Origin of the sequence: Nocardia sp. NPDC059228, assembly GCF_042754245.1 — a bacterium.
In the GTDB taxonomy this organism is placed as follows: Bacteria; Actinomycetota; Actinomycetes; order Mycobacteriales; family Mycobacteriaceae; genus Nocardia.
Map to the genome: position 1 here is coordinate 16,882 of NZ_JBHZAL010000041.1, position 19,851 is coordinate 36,732.

General features: G+C 64.1%; 17 protein-coding genes. 7 read left to right on the forward strand and 10 right to left on the reverse strand.

Annotated elements, in window-relative coordinates; all coding sequences use genetic code 11:
• Positions 1–2 precede the first annotated feature (2 nt).
• The 6 genes from ACFXKA_RS36920 to ACFXKA_RS36945 all read left to right on the forward strand — a co-directional run bounded on the left by ACFXKA_RS36920 (position 3) and on the right by ACFXKA_RS36945 (position 6,688).
• A complete protein-coding gene (locus ACFXKA_RS36920; RefSeq protein WP_379430938.1) occupies positions 3–1,058 on the forward strand; it encodes an MCE family protein in 1,056 nt (351 codons plus the stop codon).
• A complete protein-coding gene (locus tag ACFXKA_RS36925; protein WP_379430911.1) occupies positions 1,055–2,485 on the forward strand; it encodes an MCE family protein in 1,431 nt (476 codons plus the stop codon). Before ACFXKA_RS36920 ends, ACFXKA_RS36925 begins: the two co-directional genes overlap by 4 nt.
• A complete protein-coding gene (locus ACFXKA_RS36930; protein ID WP_379430912.1) occupies positions 2,461–3,063 on the forward strand; it encodes a hypothetical protein in 603 nt (200 codons plus the stop codon). Before ACFXKA_RS36925 ends, ACFXKA_RS36930 begins: the two co-directional genes overlap by 25 nt.
• Positions 3,064–3,116: 53 nt before the next feature.
• Entirely contained in the window at positions 3,117–3,596 is a 480-nt protein-coding gene (locus ACFXKA_RS36935; RefSeq protein WP_379430913.1) for a hypothetical protein, read from the forward strand.
• A gap of 28 nt (positions 3,597–3,624) precedes the next feature.
• Positions 3,625–4,710: an ABC transporter ATP-binding protein gene (locus tag ACFXKA_RS36940; RefSeq protein WP_379430914.1), complete on the forward strand. Its 1,086-nt coding sequence runs from the start codon at positions 3,625–3,627 to the stop codon at positions 4,708–4,710.
• A 751-nt stretch (positions 4,711–5,461) separates the two neighbouring features.
• Positions 5,462–6,688: a PucR family transcriptional regulator gene (locus tag ACFXKA_RS36945; RefSeq protein WP_379430915.1), complete on the forward strand. Its 1,227-nt coding sequence runs from the start codon at positions 5,462–5,464 to the stop codon at positions 6,686–6,688.
• Positions 6,689–6,793: 105 nt separating this feature from the next.
• Here ACFXKA_RS36945 and ACFXKA_RS36950 read toward each other — a convergent pair whose 3' ends face one another.
• The 10 genes from ACFXKA_RS36950 to ACFXKA_RS36995 form a co-directional block, all read right to left on the reverse strand.
• A complete protein-coding gene (locus tag ACFXKA_RS36950; RefSeq protein WP_379430916.1) occupies positions 6,794–8,035 on the reverse strand; it encodes an NAD(P)/FAD-dependent oxidoreductase in 1,242 nt (413 codons plus the stop codon).
• Positions 8,036–8,070: 35 nt separating this feature from the next.
• The gene (locus ACFXKA_RS36955) at positions 8,071–9,474 is read right to left on the reverse strand and encodes a cytochrome P450 (protein ID WP_379430917.1); all 1,404 of its coding nucleotides are present in this window, start codon (positions 9,472–9,474) and stop codon (positions 8,071–8,073) included.
• Between the two features lie 44 nt (positions 9,475–9,518).
• Entirely contained in the window at positions 9,519–9,839 is a 321-nt protein-coding gene (locus ACFXKA_RS36960; protein ID WP_379430918.1) for a 2Fe-2S iron-sulfur cluster-binding protein, read from the reverse strand.
• Between the two features lie 1,011 nt (positions 9,840–10,850).
• Entirely contained in the window at positions 10,851–11,303 is a 453-nt protein-coding gene (locus ACFXKA_RS36965; protein WP_379430919.1) for a hypothetical protein, read from the reverse strand.
• A 226-nt stretch (positions 11,304–11,529) separates the two neighbouring features.
• Complete coding sequence (locus tag ACFXKA_RS36970) at positions 11,530–12,147, reverse strand: VOC family protein (protein ID WP_379430920.1); 618 nt, start codon at positions 12,145–12,147, stop codon at positions 11,530–11,532.
• A 194-nt stretch (positions 12,148–12,341) separates the two neighbouring features.
• Positions 12,342–13,709 carry a dihydrolipoyl dehydrogenase gene (gene lpdA, locus ACFXKA_RS36975; protein WP_379430921.1) on the reverse strand — a complete coding sequence of 456 codons (1,368 nt, stop codon included), beginning with the start codon at positions 13,707–13,709 and terminating at the stop codon, positions 12,342–12,344.
• Complete coding sequence (locus ACFXKA_RS36980) at positions 13,709–15,046, reverse strand: dihydrolipoamide acetyltransferase family protein (protein ID WP_379430922.1); 1,338 nt, start codon at positions 15,044–15,046, stop codon at positions 13,709–13,711. The genes lpdA and ACFXKA_RS36980 overlap by 1 nt, the downstream gene beginning before the upstream one ends.
• The gene (locus ACFXKA_RS36985; RefSeq protein WP_379430923.1) at positions 15,043–16,047 is read right to left on the reverse strand and encodes an alpha-ketoacid dehydrogenase subunit beta; all 1,005 of its coding nucleotides are present in this window, start codon (positions 16,045–16,047) and stop codon (positions 15,043–15,045) included. Before ACFXKA_RS36985 ends, ACFXKA_RS36980 begins: the two co-directional genes overlap by 4 nt.
• Before the next feature lie 2 nt (positions 16,048–16,049).
• A complete protein-coding gene (gene pdhA, locus ACFXKA_RS36990) occupies positions 16,050–17,168 on the reverse strand; it encodes a pyruvate dehydrogenase (acetyl-transferring) E1 component subunit alpha (protein WP_379430924.1) in 1,119 nt (372 codons plus the stop codon).
• A gap of 159 nt (positions 17,169–17,327) precedes the next feature.
• Positions 17,328–18,164 carry a polysaccharide deacetylase family protein gene (locus ACFXKA_RS36995; protein ID WP_379430925.1) on the reverse strand — a complete coding sequence of 279 codons (837 nt, stop codon included), beginning with the start codon at positions 18,162–18,164 and terminating at the stop codon, positions 17,328–17,330.
• Between the two features lie 463 nt (positions 18,165–18,627).
• Here ACFXKA_RS36995 and ACFXKA_RS37000 point away from each other — a divergent pair, with 463 nt between their 5' ends.
• Positions 18,628–19,851, forward strand: a complete 1,224-nt coding sequence (locus ACFXKA_RS37000; protein ID WP_379430926.1) for a cytochrome P450 — start codon at positions 18,628–18,630, stop codon at positions 19,849–19,851.

The following is a 19,851-nucleotide window of genomic DNA, read 5'->3' on the forward strand; positions in this document are numbered from 1 at the left end:
CCGTGCTGTTCACCTGTACCTTGGCGGCCGGGTGCCGGATGGACGGTCCCAACTCCATCCCGTTGCCGGACAACGCAATTCATCACGGCAGCTATACCCTGCACGTCGAGCTGAGGGACGCACAGAATCTCGTCGGCAACTCGATCGTCAAGGCCGACAACGTCACGGTCGGCGTCCTGCGTCGGATCGAGATCCACAACTACGTCGCCGTCGCGACAGTGGAAATCGACAATGCCGTGTCACTGCCGAAAAACACGACCGCCCAGCTCGCTCAGACCAGTGTGCTCGGGGCGCAGTATCTGGAGCTGACGACTCCGCCGAACGCACCGGTGAGCGACCGACTGCGCGGCGGGGACACCATCGCGTTATCGGCGAGCTCGGAATATCCGGCGACCGAGGAGGTGCTCGCCGCGCTCTCGCTGCTGCTCAACGGCAGCGGCCTGCAGCAGGTGCGCACCATCATGAGCGAGCTCAATCAGGCCGTCGGCGGCCGCGAAGACGTCGTCAACAGCGCAATCGGCCGTATTCAAACGTTCGTCGGCGGCCTGGACAAACAACGTGCCGACATTGTTCGCGCCATCGACAGCCTCGGTGCACTTGCCCAAGCGCTGGCCCACCAGAACACCGCCCTCGGCAAAGGCATCGAACAGATCCAGCCCGCGATTTATATCCTCAACGAGCAACGCCGGCAGTTGACGACCATGCTCGACAGCGTCGGCCGCTTCGGGACCCAGGCCGCACAGGTCCTGCGCAGCAGCAAGGAGAATCTGACCGCCGACCTGGCCAGTCTGCAACCGGTTCTCAACCAGCTCGCCGCCTCGGGAAAGGATCTGCCCGAATCCCTGCTGGTGGCGCTCAGCGTGCCGTTTCCCGTCACCGCCGTCGACGGCATTCGCGGCGACTATCTCAACTTGTTTCTGACATTGGATCTGAGCGCCGAGGCCATCCAGAACAAGGTCATCGGCAGCATCCCCTTCCCGGACCTGCTGCCCGCGGGACCCGATCGCGCGGTCGATCCACTGACCGCCCCGACCCAGCCTGCCACCGGAGGCCGATGATGAAATCACGTCTGATCAAAGGCCAGCTGATCGTCTTCTCTGTGCTGGCAATCGTGAGCCTTGTCTACGGCCTCGTCCAATACGTCGACATCCAGCGTCTGACCGGGTTCGGAACCTACACGGTCACAGTCGAATTCGCTGATTCCAGCGGCCTGTACACCAACGCTCTGGTCACCTACCGCGGCTCCGACGTCGGTCGCGTCGCGGGTATCGACTTGCGAGACAACCAGGCCGAGGTGCACCTTCAGATCAAGTCCGGCCACCGGATTCCCGCAACCGCGGCCGCCGCGATCAAGAGCATGTCAGCGATCGGCGAGCAGTACGTCGATCTGATACCGGACAACAACAATGGGCCCTATTTGCAGAACGGTTCCCGAATACCGTTGGCCAAGACCTCGGTGCCCGCGCCGACCGGCAAAGTCCTCGACAACCTGCAAACCCTGCTGACGAACATTCACACGGACAGTCTGAACAAGGCGATCGACGAAGCCGCCGCTGCACTCGACGGCACCGGGCCGGCCTTGTCGGGTCTGATCGAGTCGTCCACGGCCCTGATCCATCTGGCCCAGGCCGATCTCGGACCGACCATAACCCTGATCGACGACGCTGAACCACTGCTCACCACCGGTAATGCCGCGGCATCCGACATCCGTTCGTTCTCGCGCGATCTGGCTTCGTTCACCCACCAACTGGTCCTCAGCGATGCGCAGATACGGAACCTGCTCGTCCAAGGACCCAGCGCCGCCGACACAGTGGCCGGCACTTTCACCGAGCTCACCCCGACGCTGCCGCTGCTACTGGCTAATCTGCAAACCGTCGGACAGGTCCTGCGCGTCAATGTCCCGCAGCTCCGGCAGATCCTGGTCGTTTACCCGGCCTTGAGCGCCGTCGTCAACAACAGTGCCGTGGGCTACCAGGACACTTCCGACCCCCAACTGCCCTTGCCGCTCGATATCAAACTCGGCGACACGCTGAACCCGCCGCCATGCACCGAGGGCTATCAGGGCACCGAGCGACGCGATCCGTCCGACACCGGACGCGTTCCGGCGGTGCCTGGACAGCACTGCGACGTTCGCTCCGACAACCCGAAGGTCGTCCGTGGAGCACGCAACCTTCCTTGTGCCACCGACCCGGCCGTACGGACCGCTGACATCGCCCACTGCCCGCGCGGGCTGCCCTCGACCTGGCCCGAGATGCTGGCCCGACCGGGCGCGTCCGAGCTTGCGGTGGATCCCTTCCCGCTTCCGCCTCCCACTCCTTCCGCCACAACGGTTCCCGCCTTGCCCACACCGAGCACCGACGCTGTGCCCTACGCCGAATCCAGCGGCACCTTCCGAGGTCCCGATGGCTTCACCTATCTGCTCGGACCCGCATCCACCATCACCGGAAAGGAAATCAAGGGATGGCAATCACTACTGATCAAGTAACAGAAGTCGCCGACGCTGATCGTGGCATCGATGGCGAGGAATCCGAGGAATCCACCTCGGCCGAACCATCGACCCCTGTGCCGGAGCGAACCACCCATCCCAAACTCGCGGCGGCGGTCCTGATCCTGAGCGCACTACTGATCGGTGTCGCGATCAGCGCGACTCACTTCAACCTGGACGTTCACGAGAACAGGGCGGCCACCGAGCGAGATCACGCCGTCCTCGATACCGGGCGAAGGGTCGCCGCCGAGCTCGTCACACTCGACCACAACTCTGCCCAACGTGACCTGGACAGCATCGCGGCGAATTCCACCGGGTCCTTTCGAGACCAGTTCTCCAAAGTTTCGGGAACGTTCGCGTCGGTGCTGAGCCAAGGCCGGGTCGAATCCACCGGCGAGGTCAAAGAAGTGGGCATATCGAGTGCCGACGACCACCACGCCACAGTGCTGGCGGCGGTCACGTCCACCGTGAAGAACACCGAAGCCCCCGACGGGCAATTGCGCGTTTACCGAATGAAAATGAGCCTCGACAAGATTGATTCGAAGTGGCTCGTATCGAATGTGGAGTTCGTAGCATGAGAATCCTGGTTATCCCACGTCGAATCTTCACGGCAGTCGGTCGGGTGCGACGTGTGCCGCTCGTCGCGGTAACGGCCGTGCTGGCCGTCGCGTCGGCCAGCGCCGCGACCGCTACGACCGTGGCCGTGGTCGAACTCCGACACGACGATGCGATCCGGCAAGCCGAAGCCGCCGCCGAAACCGATGCGAAGGCAAAATTGCCCGCGGTGCTGTCCTACGACTATCACACCGTAGACACCGAATTCCCCAAGGCCGCAGACAATCTCACCGGCAAGTTCAAGGACGACTTCGCCCGCCTCGGCACGTCGATCATCATCCCTGCGGCGCACCAGGATTCGATTGTCACCAAGGCCGACGTCGTCGAAACGTCGGTGGTCGAGGCCACCGCCGAACGTGTCACGCTGCTGATGTTCCTCAATCAGACCACTACCAGTACCAAGATGCCCGGACCCCGGCTCGACGGCAGCCGTGTCCGGATCACTATGACCCAGAGCGGTGCGCAGTGGCTGATTTCTGATATCACCCCTGTCTGACCCGAGGCGCTGAAAGGCAATCAAGGTAATGGGAATCGAAGTCTCCGTAGAGAACCTGAGCAAATCATTTGGGTCGCAGCGTATTTGGCAGGACGTCTCGCTGACGCTGCCGTCGGGGGAAGTCAGCGCTCTGCTCGGCCCGTCGGGTACCGGTAAGTCGGTCTTCCTGAAGTCGTTGATCGGTCTGCTCCGTCCGGAGAAGGGCTCGATCTACATCGACGGCACCGACATCACGACCTGCTCGAACAAGGAGCTCTACGAGATCCGCAAGCTGTTCGGTGTCCTGTTCCAGGATGGCGCGCTGTTCGGGTCGATGAATCTGTTCGACAACACGGCCTTCCCGTTGCGTGAGCACACCAAGAAGAGCGAATCCGAGATCAAGAAGATCGTCATGGAGAAGCTCGAGCTGACCGGTCTGCTGGGTGCGGAGGGCAAGCTGCCCGGTGAGATCTCCGGTGGTATGCGCAAGCGTGCCGGCCTGGCGCGTGCGCTGGTGCTGGACCCGCAGATCATCCTCGTCGACGAGCCGGACTCGGGTCTGGATCCGGTTCGCACGAAGTATCTTTCGCAGTTGTTGATCGATATCAACGCGCAGATCGACGCGACGATCCTGATCGTCACGCACAACATCAACCTGGCTCGTACGGTGCCGGACAACATCGGCATGCTGTTCCGCCGCAATCTGGTCATGTTCGGTCCGCGTGAGGTGCTGCTGACCTCGGAGGAGCCGGTGGTCAAGCAGTTCCTCAACGGTCGTATGCAGGGCCCGATCGGTATGTCGGAGGAGAAGGACGAAGCCCAGATGGCCCGTGAGCAGGCCATGTTCGGCTCGGGTCACCACGCCGGTGGCGCCGAGGAGATCGAGGGCATCATCGCGCAGATGGTGGCCACCCCCGGCATGCCGGTGCGTGGCGCGGTGCACCGTCGTCGCGAGCGCGTCCGCCAGATCATGTACACCCTGCCGCCGACTGCCCAGGAAGCGATCCTTGCCCACATCGACCAGGCCGAGGATCCACAAACTGTCGTGCTGGAATCGGCTATGTCCAGTGAACCGATCCGTCGTCACCTTGCCATCGCCTCATCGCGTCGCGAGCACAGGGACGAAAAGAGGTGAGCAGCAATGGCTTTGCATCGTATCGCCCTTACCGCGCTGAGTTTTGTCGGTGTGTTCATGGCGACCTCTTCGGTGATCAACCCCCGCATAAGCCCGTATTGCTGGCGATGGGGAAGTCGGGCGCCGAGCGAGCGGCCGACAGCGAGCAGGCTGACTCGGGCCAGACTGTAGGACTTGTTCCGGCGGAGGCCCTTCTACCCATTCATCCACGTGCGGCACCTGCTGCGGATCCTGCCGAGTCATGCGGCCACTCGCGGCCGCTGACACAGCTTCCGTGACGAGTCAACTCAGCGTCCAGGGGATCCTGGAGATCGTCCTGGCCGCCTATCGCAATGCCGAGCTGAGTCTCGTGAGCTCCCAGCCGGATTGTGGACTGTTCTGGAATCTATTGGCGGGCATCGGACGTATCGAGTCGGGCCATGCTGGCAGTGGCAAGGTCGACGCTTACGGCACGACAGTGACCCCCATCCTCCTGCGCTCGATGGAACGCCGGCCGGCAACGAAGTGTTCGCCGACGGGCGAGGCGGGTTCGTCCGCGCCGTCGGGCGCATGCAACTCCTGCCGAGCACCTGGGCATTCTGGGCCGCCGATCCCCTGCGGCATCCTGTGCCCAACCCCGTCCGACGGTCAGCACTGACAGCTGAGGCGGTGGCGTGACCGCAGGTCCCGCTCGCCCGCGTCGGGACTCAGGCGTTTCGCCAAAGATCAGCAATCCGGGCTGTACGTAACATCCAACAGAGAGGTGCTCGCGATGAACCGCGACGGCTGCTTCGACGCTCGCGTCTACGAGTTCGTCGCCACCCAATCGGATCCGGCATCTGTCGGGCAGTGGGTCGATCGCATCGCGCACCGCATTCTGGACGTGCTTCCCGCAATGGCGTCAGACCCGTATCTAGCTGGGGTGATTCGAGGGAGCGCGGAAAGCCAGTGGAAAGCCTTCCTGGCGAGCATGACTCAGCCAGAACAGGATGTGCAGATGGTGCCTTCGGCGGCCGAGATGGCTGTTGAGATCGCCCGACGGGGGCGGACGATGCAAGAACTATTTCAGATCTACCGGATCGCCCGACGCGGGGTGTGGGAGCACATCACCGGCGTGCTGATGGAGCAGGCGGTAGATACCGAGAGTACGGCGTTCCTCATTTTCTTCTGGAATCGAGCAAGCCACTGGATCGATGCCGTCGTTGAATCATCAGCCACCCTCTTCGAGGACGAGCGGGATCAAGTACGCCTGGGTGCGGCTGCGCAGAGACTGGAGACGGTCCGAGAAATCCTCGAGAGAAGGTCGACAGCTAACCCGAGGGATCTTTCAGAGGCCCTCAACGGGCATCCGGTTTCGGGCTCCAACACTGCCTTGGTGCTCAGTGCATCCGATGCGGACAAGGTCAGTGAACTCCGTGCGGTCGCTTTCGAGCTCGCTAAGTTCGCGGGTGTACGTAACCCCCTCATCGTGAACCCGGGTGGCCGCGACCTGTGGGTCTGGCTCAGCACGGTGAAGGAACCATCACTTGCCCAACTTGTCACTGCCAAGCCGGAACTCACCGCCCGTGGGATCCGGGTCGCTGTGGGCGCCCCGGGCGAGGGGGTCGAAGGATTCCGGCAGAGCCATTCCGAGGCCCAACATGCCAAGAAGATCGCAGCCGTTGCGAAGAAGGATCTCGCCAATCCGCTGTACTTCCCGGATGTCGAAACGCTGGCGATGTTGTGGCAGTCGAGCGAACAGGCAGTCCGGTTCGTCCAGCGTACGCTCGGCGATCTGTACAAAGACAACGAAGCCATGGACCGGCTGCGACAGACTGCGAGGGTCACTCTCCGGGTCGGGAGTGTCGAGAAGGCCGCCGCCGTCCTCATCGTGCATAAGAACACGGTTCGCTATCGGCTCAGCCAGATAGAGAAGATTCTCGGGCGGGATCTGAATGAAGCGCCAATTGCGCTCGCGCTTGCTCTCGACTACCACGAGGCATTCCTTGCGGGCAACTAGCCGCCTGAGTCTGAATAGATGGAGGCGTCAGCGGCAGGGTCTCGGGTTCCCGCCGCCGACGGTATTTGTTTTGATGGTGCGCTCAGCCCGCCAGTTCCAGCGAATTCACCGGGCACCCGGTGCTGGCGCTTCCAACAATGAATTCAGCGAGGTGTAGGGGTTGGCCAGCAACTCACGGTTCGGCGTCAGCCCCTGAGCGATGGCACGCTTGCTGAACATGAATTCCTGTGGTCGATTGACGCAATCGGCAGCGATGAGTTGGCCCTTGTCGAGGTAGAAGCAGGCGAAGTCGCGGCCCTCTTCTGAGTCGCCACGCAGCACGATCTCGTCATAGCCGGTGTTGAGGCCCGCGATCTGCAGTTTGAGATCGAACTGATCCGACCAGAACCACGGCAGGGCGGAGATCTCTTTGTTCTTGCCGCAGATCGTCGCTGCGACGACTTTGCTCTGCTCTACCGCATTGGGCACTGACTCCAAGCGCAGGCGACAATCGTAGCGAGTATCGAAGTAGTTGGCGCAGTCTCCGGCCGCAAATATGTTCGGGTCACTGGTTCGGCCGTGTGGGTCGATGAGGATCCCGTCGTCCACCGTAAGGCCGGCCTCCTGGGCGAGTTCGGCGTTGGGCACGACGCCGATGCCGATGATGACCAGATCAGCGGCGATGTAATCACCGTTCGCGAGTCGGACGCCGCTGACGTGGTCCTGGCCCTCCAGTGAGGTGACGCCAACGCTGACACGAAGGTCAACTCCCTCCTCGCGGTGAACGCGATCGTAGAACGCGGACAACTCCGGAGCGGTAACCCGCTGCAGGACTCGGTCGGCAGCCTCGAGCACCGAAACGGTGACGCCCAACCTCCGGAGCGACGCGGCCGTCTCCAGCCCGATGTAGCCAGCACCGATGATGACGGCGTGGCTGGTCGTGGTCAGGCCGTCACGGATGGCCTCGATGTCGGCAGCGTCACGCAGGTAGTGCACTCCTGGAAGATCGGCCCCCGGCAGGCTCAGTCGACGCGGGCGGGCACCCAGACAGAGAACGAGCTCGTCGTAGCCGAGAGTCTCCGCCTCGGCCAGAGTGACCGTACGGGCGCCCCGGTCGACACTGGTGACACGTGCCTGGCGGAACGTGACTCGTTGCTTCTCGTAGAAGTCCGGCTTCTTGATCAAGAGTTCCTCGAGGCTGGACTTGCCCGCGAGGTATGTCTTGGACAGCGGCGGACGCTGGTAGGGCAATGATGGCTCATCGCCTATTAACAGGATTTCTCCCTTCCAGCCGTCCTGCCGCAAACTTGCGCACAACTGTGCGCTTGCGTGGCTAGCCCCGACGATGACCACACGTTTGGTGTCCATGATGTTTCTTCCCTGCCCGCCGCTGTCGCTCGAACTCAGTCCGTCGACTTGGGCGTCAACTGGACCAGCATCTTCTCGTAGCCCTTCACGAAGTTGGACTGCACGTACCCTGGTTCACCGATGACCTCGATCTTGTCGAACCGAGCCAACAACTCCTCCCAGAGGATGCGCAGCTGCATCTCGGCAAGACGGTTTCCCATGCAGCGGTGCACGCCGAAGCCGAACGACATGTGGTTGCGTGCGTTCGGACGGTCGATGATGAACGCATCCGGGTTCTCGAACTGGCGCTCATCACGGTTGCCGGAGGCGTACCACATGACAACCTTGTCGCCCTTGCGGATGAACTGCCCACCGAAGTGAACGTCTTCCTTCGCGACCCGGCGCATGTACGCCAACGGTGTCTGCCAGCGAATGATCTCCGAGACCATGTTGGTGATCAGTGATGGGTCGGCCTTCAACTTCTCGAACTGATCCGGGTTCTGGTGCAGAGCCACTACGCCGCCGGACATCGAATTGCGGGTGGTGTCGTTGCCGCCGACTATCAGCAACGTCAGGTTGCCGAGGAACTCCATCGGCCGATTGATCAGGTCCTTGGTGTCCTCGGAGGTCTGCATCAACGTGATTAGGTCGAAGCCGGGCGCCTCGCCCCGCTCCCTCCGCGCGGCCTTGTCGTGCCAGAGGGCCATGAAGTTGCGCGCCAAGTCCCCCGTGGCCTCGTAGAACTCGTCCTGGTGAGTGGTGCCGCCGGTCGCCTCCGCGGTGCCGCTGATCGTGTCAGACCAATAGACGAGCTTGTGGCGCTCGTCGTACGGGAAGTCGAGCAGGGTGGCGAGCATGCGGCCGGTCACCTCTTTCGAGACCCGTTCGACCCAATCAAACGGCTGATCGGTCGGTAGGTTGTCGAGCACATCCTGAATCCGCTGCCGGATGAGTGACTCCATTTCCTTGAGGTTCCTGGGAGCCACGACGCCTTGGACGGCCTTGCGCTGGACGTCGTGGGCCGGTGGGTCCATCGCGATGAACATCTCGACGTTGATAGGCGCGTGGCCGAGGATGATGTAGGGCTCTGCGGAGAAGATGGCGGGGTTCGTGTCGACGGCGAGGATGTCCTCGTAGCGCGTAACCGACCAGAACGGGCCGAACGCGCTATTGGCGAGATAGTGGACGGGAGCTTCCTCGCGGAGCCGCTTGAAGTACGAGTGCCACTTCCCTTGGCGGAACAGGAAGGGATTGCTGACGTCGAGTTCGGTCAGCGGTACGTCTGCTGCGTCCGGGATCGGCCGTTCGGTGAATATGAGCGGCTCGCCCTTGCCGACGAATCGTTTGGCTTTCTCCATCAGGTGGGCGGCCTTGACCTGCCGATCGAGAGGGATCGTGGCCTGCACCTTGTTCTGCACTTTGGTCTTCGCCCTTTCGAGCACGCTGTCCACGATGTTCATGAGTCCGTTCGTCCGCCTGTCGTGAAGGTGAGGGAAGTTGTGGCCTACATCTGGAATTCCGGCAGGCGGACCTTCAGCCCGTCCATACCCGCCGACGCGATCACCTGACAAGACAGGCGTGAGTTCGGCTCGCACTCCGGCGACATCTCGAGCATTTGGGTCTCCCGCTCGCATCGCCTTCCGGTCACGGAGATCCACTCATCGTCGACGATGATGTGGCAGGTGCCGCACGCGGACTCGCCACCACAGTCGCCGTCGATGCCGGGAATGGCGCTGCTCGTGGCGATCTCCATGATCGACTCGCCCTCGACGAGGTCGGCGTCGTGGGAGGTGCCGTCGTGTTCGACGAAGGTGACAGTCGCCATGGTCTTGCCCTCTTTTGCATGTGATGGGTTGCCAGTCCGCTACCGGAACCCTGCTGGCTACCTATGCTTCCGCCGGGCACCACCCTTACTCTTGCGCTTGTCTGCCAGAGTTTCGGAAGTCGTATTGGCAATTTCGACCAATCCGGGCCACCGGGGCTGGAACTGGGCCGAGCCGGAAACAACGAACGCGGCGATCCTTTGGCCCAGCACACAAAGCCCGCGGACCTTCCTCCTGCATAGCCTCCGATCCTCGGTACTACGAAAAGGCGGCGACCAGATGAAGTTCCACTAGTAGTCGCCGAAAATCCAACGAATTTCGGGATGTGTCCTGGTAGAGGGTGATTCGCCGGACCGGGATGCGGGGTGGGTTGGTTGGTGCTTGGCTGCCGATGAGGTTGGTCGGCATGCCGGAGGGCTGGGTTCGTAGCAACGCGGGTATTCGCGGATGAGGAGACCAGCACTTCGGTGGCACCATTGCGGATTGCGGGCCGGCCGGGGAGCAAGCGCCGGAATGGAGACAGTTCGTGTGCTGGGCGGCCGCCGCGGAACTACCCGCCCTGCCTAACGTCGCCGACACCGTGCTGGCCTACCTGTCCGAACACCCGGGCACCTATCTCCGGTGCCGCCGAAGCGGTACGCCGCGCACTGAATCCCGGCCGCGCACAACGCCTTGCCGGACTGCGGGCACAGGCGGACACGGTCATCACCGGTCTGCTGGTCCGAGCTGGGCAATGGCCGCACTCTGAGCGCAGGTGCGAGATTTGCATGCGCGGCTGCCATCGGTCACCGACGTCGCCGGGAGGGGGTACGTCCGCCGGGTCGGCATTCGGCGCCACCTCCGAGTGGCTGGGGGGTGGGTTAGGAGCCGCGGTGCGGTGGAGTGGCGGCGCGTTGCTCAGGTGGACCGACACCGCTGGAGGCTCTGATGTGGCGCTCCAGCGGTGCCGAACCGGATGTCCCCCTCGTGCCTTGAGGGGATGCGCGCGCTGACAGTTGGGAAAGGGCTCAACGCTACTGGCCACCGGATATCGTGGCACCCGGAGATGATTTCGGCCGAGATCCGTTGATGTGCCAGCGATTTCGACCGTAGATCAAGATCGTCGAAATGTCCGTATCGGTCAGGCGATTTAGGGGATCTTGGCGATGATCCTGCGGCGGACTAGGGATTTGTTCAGATGTCCGGTCCGAAGTGTTTCCAGTCAACTGTGCGTGGTGATCCGCGGCCCGGAAACGATCCTCTCCCAGAGTGCGAGGTGTCTGTCCGGGCGCAGGTTTGTGGTGCCGACGACGGGCCAGGGCTGCCACCAGTATCAGGGATGTCAGGATCAGGACCTGTGCTGTGAAGAGCGCCAGCATGGGCCGGGCCAAGCCCTCGTTGGTGAGGGCGCCGCGTTCGCCGATGCAGTACAAGGTGTAGTTGGTCGAGGCTCCGTCGGAGTTATGGAAGGTGTCCGAGACGACCACGGGTCTATGATCGGGGGTGGGCAGAACAGGGGCGCGAATTGTTGACATGAACTGAGCCGTGTGGGTCTGTCTGGCACAGTGGCTTAGCCGAGGCGGAGGGCGTCGGCGAGGGTGCACAGCTCTCGTGCACTTGTTCGCGTGGCTCGTGGACGAATTCGACCTCACTTCACTCCATGGACCCCAGTGCTGGTTCATCCTCACCCGAGGTGTCTGTATCGCGGAGGGCTTACTGTAGGTCTTTGAACCAATCGATCTCCAACGCTTCGCCTCTCATCCACGCTTCCATGCTCGGCCGATCTGCTGATCCTTGAATCTCGATCCGCAGCCCTGCCGGATGTCGCAGGTAGGCGAAGCCGAGGATGCCGTCGCCGTGATGGTATGGAGTGACTTCGAGCTCGAAGCCCTGCGCGATCAATGATGCTGTGGCTTCATTTAAATCATCGGCATAGTAGGCAACGTGGTGGAAGGTGATGCCCCGTCCTTCGGTGTGCCATGGAGAACCGGGCTCGCCCTGCCAGAACTCTATCGGTAGTCCGTTTCTGACCAGCCAGCACACTCGGCCGCGTACCCGGATCGGACCATCCGAGAGCCGGGGTGCGTGCACCAGGGCTTCGAGTTCGGCTGGATTGGTGCGGGTCCCGCCTGCCAGTGACTGATACGAGCTCATCGCGGCATCGAGATCTCCCACGGCAAGAGCGAGATGAAATACGTCGCCGAGGCCGGTCGGATCGTGTGCGAAGTGGTGCGCGGCACCCTGGATCTCAGCGTGGGCGAAGTCAGATCGGCGGAGCCGCCCGTCTGCCCCATGTGTGTGCATGATGTCTCCGATGTTGGTCGTGATCATTCCAAGCAGGTTCGGGTGCGCAGTGAGTCGCACCGTAGTACCCCGGGAGGTTGGGGAACCGGCGGGCAGAAGCCGAGACTCCCGCCCGCCGGGCCGGCATACGGTGCGGTGCTCTCCGGGGAAGAGGGCGGCGATCGGCCCGCATACTGGCTCAGCGGTGAAGCTGACGCCGCGGGCCGATCCCGGCTCTGCGATCAGGAATGGCTGTGAAGCGGGCGGCCGGCCAGGACGAGCATGGCTTCGCCGAGCGCTTCGTTCTGGGTGGGATGGGCGTGGATAAAGGGCGCGACGTCGGAGGGGAGAGCCTCCCAGGCGACCGTCAGCTGGGCCTCACCGATGGACTCACCGATTCGGTCGCCGACCATGTGGACGCCGACCACCGGACCGGTTTCACCCGCGCGCACGACCTTGACGCCGCCTGCGGTGCGCAGGATCTGGCTCTTGCCGTTGCCCGCGAGGTCGTAAACCGTTGCGATACAGGCGCCGTACTGTTCGCGGGCGGCGGCCTCTGTGAGGCCGACGGAGGCGAGTTCCGGGTGCGAGTACACCACGCGCGGAATCAGGTGGTCGGCGACCGGGGCCGGCGCGAGGCCAGCGATCTCCTCGGCGACGAACAGGCCATGCTGGAATCCGCGGTGCGCCAGCTGGGGCCCGGCGACGAGATCGCCGACGGCGTACACCCCCGACACATTCGTGCGCAGCCGCTCGTCGGTGACCACGCAGCCATTGTCGACAGCGATGCCCGCCGCCGCGAGGTCGGCGCTGCGCGGGGTGCGGCCGACGGCGACGAGAAGGACATCGGCCGTCACCGTCTCACCCTCGACCAGCTCCACCGACACCCCGTTGTCGTCTTCCTTCGCAGCTGTCACACGGGATTTCGTGCGCACAGTGATCCCGCGTCTGCGTATGGCACGCGTCAATTGTGTCGCGCTCCAGGGATCTTCGGCCATGAGCAGGCGGGGGAGTGCTTCGACGATGGTCACCTCGGCGCCGAAGGAACGCCAGAGACTGGCGAATTCGACGCCGATGACGCCTCCCCCGAGCACGATCGCCGAGCTCGGGATGAAGTCCAGCTCCAGGGCTTGATCGCTGGTGAGGATGCGGGCGCCGGTCTCGATGCCATCGAGCAGGCGCGGTTGGGATCCGGTCGCCAGGACGACCGCGTCGCCGGTATAGCGCACGCCGTCAACGGTGACCGAGCGGTCCGGCGAGTACACACCGGCGCCGGCCACAATCCTGATCTTGTCGCGGGACAGCAGCCCGCGCAGTCCTTTGAACAAGCGCTGGACGATGTCGTCTTTGTACTTGTGCAGCTCGTGGACATCGATGCCGTGGAGCTCGGCGAGGACGCCGAAAGAAGCTGCGGTGCGGGCTGTTTCGGCGACTTCGCTGGCGCGCAGCAGCGCCTTGGTCGGGATGCAACCCCGGTGCAGGCAGGTGCCGCCGACCTGGTCGGCCTCGACGAGGGTGACTGTCGATCCCAGCTGAGCGGCGCGTAGGGCGCAGGTGTAGCCGCCCGAGCCGCCGCCCAGGATCAGGACATCACTGTGGGTGTCGGTCATCAGAGCCTCCCGAGCGCGGCGACGGGGTTTTCGAGGTAGTCGGCGAACAGCCGCAGGAATCCGCCGGCCGCTCCGCCGTCGCATACCCGGTGGTCGAAGCTGAGCGAGACCTGGGTGAGCTTGCGGACGGTGAGCGCACCGTCGAGGACCCACGGCCGGTCGACTATGCGGCCGATTCCCAGGATCGCGGCTTCAGGGTGATTGATGATCGGGGTCGAGCCGTCGACACCGAAGACGCCATAGTTGTTGAGGGTGAAGGTGCCACCGGTCAACCGGGCAGGCGGCAGCTTGCCCTCGCGCGCGGTCTCGACGGTGTCGCGCACCACACGGGTCAACTCCACGGCGGTCATGGTGTCGGCGTGGTCGATGACGGGCACGACCAGACCGCGGGGAGTTTGCGCGGCCACGCCGAGATTCACCTGCCCGTGGCGGATGATCTCGCCACGCTCGATGTCCACCGACGCGTTGAGCTCCGGATATCGGGACAGCGCCGCGATGGTCAGCCGGGCCACCACCGCAAGCAGACTCACCTGGTCCTCCGGTGGCAGGCCGCGATTGACGGCTTCGCGAGCCCGCAGCAATTCGGTGGCGTCGACGTCGACCCAGGTGGTGGCGTCGGGGATCTCGCGACGACTGGTGGACAGCTTGTCGGCGACTGCCTTGCGCAGGCCTTTCAGCGGAATCCGCTCGAGGTGAAAGCGGCCGGGGCCCGGCGCGGGAGCGGCGGGTACGGGAACGGTCAGACCCGTGACCTTGGCGGGGTTCTCGACATCGGCACGCACGATGATGCCCCCGGACCCCGTTCCGGTCAGCGCGGAGAGGTCGATTCCCCTGCTCAGGGCCAGGTTTCGCACCAATGGCGAGATGACTCGAGGCGCGGACGGGGGAACGTTAGTGCTGCTGGTCGATCTCGCCGTGTCCGGTGGCGTGTGCGCCTCGGGAGTGGCAGGCGGGCGGTGGGTGGTGGGTACCCGCCTGCGTCGGCGTGGGGCATCGAAACCGGTGCCGTACCCGATAAGCACATTGCCCGACCCTGCGCGCTCCTCCTCCCGATACTGCTCGTGACCCGCCGGCGCCTGTCCGGCCGGTGCGGTGTGCGTGCCACGGATGGTGACCAGCGGGGTGCCGACCTTCAGCGTGTCGCCCGCGGCCCCGTGTAGTTCGATCACGGTGCCCTCGAACGGAACCGGCACCTCGACCGCGGCCTTGGCGGTCTCCACCTCGGCGATGATCTGGTCGATGTGCACGGTGTCGCCGACCGTGACCCGCCATTCGAGGATGTCGGCCTCGGTCAGGCCCTCACCGAGGTCGGGCAGAAGGAAGACCTGGTCGTTCACGCGGTCACCGCCCATCGGGTATCGGGAATGTCGTTCCACTGCAGGCGGTCCACAGCGTCGAGGACGCGATCCACGCTGGGCCGGTGGATCCGCTCGAGTTTCGGTGCGGGGTAGGGAATATCGAATCCGTTCACCCGCAGCACAGGCGCGTGTAGATGGTGGAAGCACCGTTCCTGCACGCGGGCCGCGATCTCGGCACCGACCCCGGCGAATCCCTGTGCCTCGTGAATCACCAGGCAGCGACCGGTTTTTCGTACCGACGCGGTGACGGTGTCGTCATCGAAGGGGACAATCGAGCGCAGATCCACCACCTCCAGGTCGTGACCGTCCGCGGTGGCGGCTTGGGCCGCCTCCAGCGCCACTTCCACCGAGGGGCCGTAGGCCACCAGGGTCGCGTCACGACCGGGCCTGCGCACCACCGCTCGTCCCAGCCGGTCGTCCGCGCGCGGCTCCACCTCGGCACGAGAGTAGTAGAGCCGCTTGGGCTCCAGGAAGATGACGGGGTCCGGGTCGTCGATGGCCGCACGCAACAGGGAGTAGGAGTCGGCCACGGTCGCGGGCGTCACCACCTTCAACCCCGGGGTGTGGGCGTAGTACGCCTCGCTGGAATCGCAGTGGTGCTCCACGCCGCCGATGCCGCCCGCGAACGGGATACGGATGACCATCGGCACCGACAGCTTCCCGCGGGTTCGGTTGCGGATCTTGGCCACGTGCGAGGTGATCTGTTCGAAGGCCGGATAGGCGAAGGCGTCGAACTGCATCTCCACCACGGGCCGGAAACCCGACATCGCCATGCCGACGGCGAAGCCGATGATGCCGGATTCGGCCAAAGGTGTGTCGAAGCACCGCGTTTCGCCGAAATCCTTGGTCAGTCCGTCGGTGACCCGGAAGACACCGCCCAGAGCGCCGACGTCCTCGCCGAAGACGATGACGTTCTCGTCGGCGGTCAACGCATCGCGCAGGGCCAGGTTCAGTGCCTGCGCCATCGTGAGTTTCGGCATGATCAGTCCTCCTCGGCTTCAGCGGCGAGTTCGATTTCGACCTGGGCCGATTGCTCGCGCAATTGCGGGGTGGGCTCGGCGAACACGTGCTGGAACAGCTCCATCGGGTCGGCGGGTCGGTCGGCGTTCATGGCTGCGCGCAGCGCGGCGGCCTCCGCTTCGACCTCGGCGGTCAGCTGCTCGTCGAAACCGTCGTCGACCGCTCCCGCGGCGCCCAGGTAAGTGCGCAGACGGCTGATCGGGTCCCGGGTGAGCCACTGCTCGACTTCGGCGGATTCGCGGTATCGGGTGGCGTCGTCGGCATTGGTGTGGGCGTCGAGCCGATAGGTGTGGGCCTCGACGATGACCGGCCCATTGCCCTCGCGGGCGAACCGCACGGCCTCGTCCATGACGCCCATCATGGCGACCGGATCGTTGCCGTCGACCTGCTCGGAGCCGATGCCGTAACCGACGCCCTTGTGCGCCAGCGAGGGCGCGACACTCTGCCTGGCCAGTGGCACGCTGATCGCGAAACCATTGTTCTGCACCAGGAATACGACCGGCGCGTGGAACACCGCGGCGAAATTGAGCGCCTCGTGGAAATCGCCCTCGCTGGTCGCGCCGTCACCACACAGCGCCAGCACGACCGTGTCCCGCCCGCGGCGCTGCTCGGCGTGCGCCAGCCCCGTGGCGTGCAGGAGCTGGGTGGCCAGCGGCGTGCACTGCGGCGCGGTGCGGTGCACGGCCGGGTCGTACCCACAGTGCCAGTCGCCCGCGAGCATGCTGAGGATCTCGGCGGCCGGGATTCCCCGCACGGTCATGGCCATCGAGTCCCGATAAGTGGGGAACAGCCAATCGGTGGGGCGCAGGCACATCGCCGCGCTGACCTGGCACGCTTCCTGCCCGCGCGCGGACGGATACACCGCCAGCCTGCCCTGCTTGGTCAGCGCGGTGGCCTGCTGATCGAAGCGCCTGCCGCGCACCATCTGCCGATACACCTCCACCAGACGATCATCGTCGGGGCGTGGGTAGCGGGCGTCGCTGTCGGCCGGCACGCCGACCGGGTCCAGGTACTGCACCGGACGGTCCGCCGGAAGGAACTTCTGATAGCGCCGCACATCAGGCGGCTCCACAAGGGTCATAATTCTCCAAACACGCTGTACGTCATACGGTCGGCGCCCACCGTATCGACGCAGCCGAGACGGATTCCCTTGTGGAACCGAGGAATTCGGAGAAGATTGCCTGTGGTTCACACAAATCGGCGCCGGAACGGATCGATTACCCGAAACCGTTCGAAGCCATCACCAGGCGGGTGCTTGATCGATGTGCGTGACCGGACCGAAATCGGCCGGGTGGGTAATCATCCACTCCGACACCTCCGCCGATGGCGCGTGCCAGATACGCTCGTCGGCGTCAAGTCGGTCCATGAGGGTTGCGATCGCCGCAATCTTCTCGGGTGTGTTCTGCCAAAGCACATGGAACACAAAGGATACGAATCCTCCGTTCGCGACCGCTTCCTCGAGCAGCTTCTCGGCGCCCCGGAGGAGAACTTCGGGCCCGACGGCATCGGGCCCCGGCTCCTCGATTCGCAGAGAAGCGAATGCCGGAATGTAGTAGCATCCGTCGACCGCAGTCCACGGGAAGGGCAGCAGGGGCATGTCGTCTTGAAGGCCGTGGGTCGTACCTGCGAGCGAGACCCGCGTAAAGCCATACTCCCGCAATAGATCCAGGCCATGCTGCCCGAGCAGGCCCCCGGGCGGTCGAGCGGCGGTGGGCCGGATGCCCAGTTTGTCGAAGGCGACCAGGCTCCGCTCGAACGCAGCATGGAGCTCGGCCTCACTGCTTCGGGTCCATGGCTCATGAAGCCAACCGTGCCACCCGACCTCGTGGCCGGCATCGACGATGGACCGCACCGCATCCGGGTAATGCTCGAAGTTCCAGGTCTCGAGGTAAAAGGTGACGGGCGGCCTCCCACGCAACATGTCGAGTACCGCGGGCAATTCCCGTTCCACGCTGTGGTGATGGCCGATCGGTGTGCCGGAGGGCCAGATGCCCATCTGCAATTCAGCAGCCTCACCGAGATGGTCGAAAGTCACGCATGCCGCGGCGGCCCTGCCGTCGGGACCCCACTTGCCCATATCGCCTCCTTGCGATGGTATTCGAATACCGAGATCGGCTGCCTGGGGCCCGGATGTGCGGGTGAGGCTTACGTGACGGAGCATCGTTGATCCGTGCGGCACGCCATTGTGCCGAAATCGTGCGCCCTACGGTCGACATATCCGGGTACTCCTTGGTCGCGGCCCCAGGCTATCCATGCTGTTGCTACACGTCTTCGAGGAATGCTCAATCCTCGGAGACGTAATTTCTTGGGTTCCACAAAACCGCAGGTCGTTGTGGCGGAGCAGCGGTTGCACGTGTGGTGGTACATCGCGGCGAACTCAGCGCAACGGGATACCGGCTGTGGGGTAAACCACAAAAGATGGCTCCTCGAGTTCTCGTTTTCACAAGAGAGATCGAAGCTTTCCGGTCGATACAGTCGGACCCCTCGAGCGCGATACGGATCGTGCTGAGGCAGTAGGGAATTCGGCAGACAGGATCGGAATGACCCACAACACGACCTTTGATCCGACCGGCGCGGCGTTCACCGCCGACAGGTTCACGGTGTATCGCGCGCTGCGCGACGAGAACCCGGTCGCACGCACGGTCATCAACGACGAAGAAACCTACGTGCTGACCCGTTATGCCGATGTCAGCCGCACGTTCAAGACTCCCCGCGCCCGTGTCCAGCCGGTGGCGGGGGAATTCCCGAAGAAGATCGGGGACGGACCCGCTTCCCAGTTCTACCGATTCTCCCTCCCGGAATTGGATCCCCCGACGCATACCCGGCTGCGTAAGCTTGCTTCCTCGGCGTTCTCCACTCGCGCGGTGGCATCGATGCGCGGCTGGGTGGAGCAGATCATTACCGCCGGTATCGACAGGCTGGCTGAGACGGACACCGACTACGACTTCGTCGCCGAGTTCGCCACTCGCGTTCCCGCGGAGATCGCATGCCGATTGCTGCACGCGCCGATGGCGGACGCCCACACCGTCCTCGAACAGATGCCAGCCCTGAACGGCGTGCTGGGGCACGGCGAGATCAGTGCCGAGACGCTGGCAGCTGCCGACAAATCGGCGCAGTTCTACATCGACTACATCGGCGACATCGTCGATACGCTGCGCGGCACCCTCTCCAGCGACGACGCGGTGGGCGCGCTCCTCGAAGCCGAGGAGGACGGCTCGAAGCTGACTCGAACCGAACTGATCATCACGCTGGTCGGGTTCTTCGTGGCCAGCTACCACACCACCATGGTCGCGATGACCAATGCGGTGTATGCGCTCGCATCGCATCGTGATCAGCTCGGCAAGCTCGCAACGAATCCCGAGCTCGCCCCCAAGACGTGGGAAGAGGTGCTGCGCTACCTCTCGCCGGTCCATTTCGTCCAGCGCTACGCGGGCGAGGATATGGACTTCAGCGGCCACACCGTCCCCGCGGACGCACAGATGCTGCTCGCGATCTCCGCCGCCAACCGGGACGATCGCTTCTTCGCCGACCCCGACCGGTTCGACATCGAGCGCGACAACTCCCGGCAGCTCGCCTTCGCCGCGGGCGGCCACTTCTGTCTTGGTGCACCGCTGTCGCGGATCGAGGGCGGCATCTTCCTGCGCCAGCTCGGACAGCGACTGCCGGATATTCGTCTCGCCCACGAACCCGAGTGGGGCACCAACTTCACGTTCCCGTCCATCGGGTCGCTACTGGTGCACAACGGCCGAGTGCAGGGAGCGTAG